This is a genomic window from Rhodococcus sp. NPDC058639, from assembly GCF_042717545.1.
GTDB lineage: Bacteria > Actinomycetota > Actinomycetes > Mycobacteriales > Mycobacteriaceae > Rhodococcus.
The window spans coordinates 1-1869 of record NZ_JBHXRF010000019.1; the positions used below are offsets into that span (position 1 = coordinate 1).

Here is a 1869-nt window from a genome sequence, read left to right on the forward strand (position 1 = left end):
GGGTTCGTCTCGGGGTTGTTGCCCGCGTATATGGTGCCGTCGGTTTTGATGGTGCTCGACGAGTTGCCGGTGGGTTCGTCGGGCAAGTTGGACCGGAAGGCGTTGCCTTCCCCTGTCTTCGAAGCTCGGGAGTTCCGGGCGCCGCAGACCGCCGTCGAACGGATTGTGGCGTCGACGTTTGCGGACGTGTTGGGTCTCGAGCGGGTCGGTCTCGGCGACAACTTCTTCGAGCTCGGTGGTAACTCGCTGATTGCGACCCAGGTGGTGGCGCGTCTGGGTGCGGCGCTCGGTACTCGGGTGCCGGTGCGGGTGTTGTTCGAGGCGTCGACTGTCGGGGAACTGGCGGTGCGGGTGGAGCAGGTGTCCGGTAGGGGTGCCGGGGTTCCGTTGGTTGCTCGGGCTCGTCCGGCGCAGGTGCCGTTGTCGTTGGCGCAGCAGCGGATGTGGTTCCTCAACCGGTTGGATCCGGGGTCGGCGGCGAACAACATCCCGGCGGCGATCAGGCTGTCGGGATCGTTGGATGTCGATGCGTTGCAGGCGGCCGTGTCGGATGTCGTCGCGCGGCACGAGTCGTTGCGGACGGTGTATCCGGAGGTCGACGGGGTCGGTTTCCAGAAGGTGCTCGGTGCCGACGACGCGGTCGTGGAGGTGCGTGTTGAGGACGTCGCCGCCGACGAGGTCCCGGCACGTGTCACGGAGGTTGTGACTACCGGTTTCGATGTGACGCAGCAGGTTCCGATCAGGGTGCGGTTGTTGCGGGTCGCGCCGGAAGAGCATGTGCTGGTGGTGGTGGTTCATCACATCTCGAGTGACGGGTTCTCGATGGGGCCGCTGACCCGTGATGTCGTGACGGCGTATGCGGCGCGGGCTGCGGGTGCGGTCCCGGAGTGGTCGGCGTTGGAAGTCCAGTATGCGGATTACACGTTGTGGCAGCGTGAGGTCCTGGGCGAGGAGTCGGATCCGGAGTCGTTGCTGGCGCGGGAAACCGAGTTCTGGCGCACTGCTTTGGCGGATCTGCCGGAGGAGTCGACGTTGCCGTCGGATCGGCCTCGCCCGGCGGTGTCGAGCTACCGGGGTGCGTCACACGGGTTCACGATCGATCGACGCGTCCGTGCGGGTATCACCGATCTCGCCCGTCTCAGTGGTGCAACGGATTTCATGGTGGTGCATGCCGCTCTTGCGGTGTTGCTGTCGCGGTTGGGTGCACAGTCCGATGTTGCGATCGGGACGCCGATCGCGGGGCGTGGTGAGGCTGCGCTCGATGATCTGGTGGGCATGTTCGTCAACACGCTCGTATTGCGGACGTCGGTCGGCGGTGGGGTGTCGTTCGGGGAGCTGCTCGATGCCGTACGTGGGGTCGATCTCGAAGCGTTCGCGCATGCCGATGTGCCGTTCGAGCGGTTGGTGGAGGTGCTCGATCCTGCGCGTTCGCAGGCACGTCATCCGCTCTTCCAGGTGATGCTGGCCTTCCAGAATATGGCGGACGCGCATCTCGAACTGCCCGGTCTGAGTGTCTCGGGTGTCGACTTCGACGCGCAGATCGCGAAGTTCGACCTGCAGTTGACGTTGTCGGAGGGGTTCGCGGAGGACGGTTTCCGTGCGGAGTTCACCTATGCCACCGATTTGTTCGATGCGGTGACGGTGGAGGGGTTCGCGGAGCGGTTCGTGCGGATCCTCGAAGCTGTAGTGGCTGATCCGGCGTTGCGGGTGGGCGATATCGATCTGCTGGGCGCCGACGAGCGTAGTGCGGTGCTCGAGCGGTGGAACGATACGTCGCATCCGGTGCCCGAAGGAACGTTGCTGGACCGGTTCGATGCGCAGGTCGCTGCGTCGCCGGATGCGGTGGCGGTGGTGTTCGAGGGCGAGTCG

The 1869-nt window shown here is 65.3% G+C and carries 1 protein-coding gene; it reads left to right on the top strand.

Annotated elements, in window-relative coordinates; translation table 11 throughout:
• Window positions 1-1869 (top strand): condensation domain-containing protein (locus ACFWU2_RS20775; protein WP_378610148.1); only part of this gene is annotated, 1869 nt, incomplete at both ends.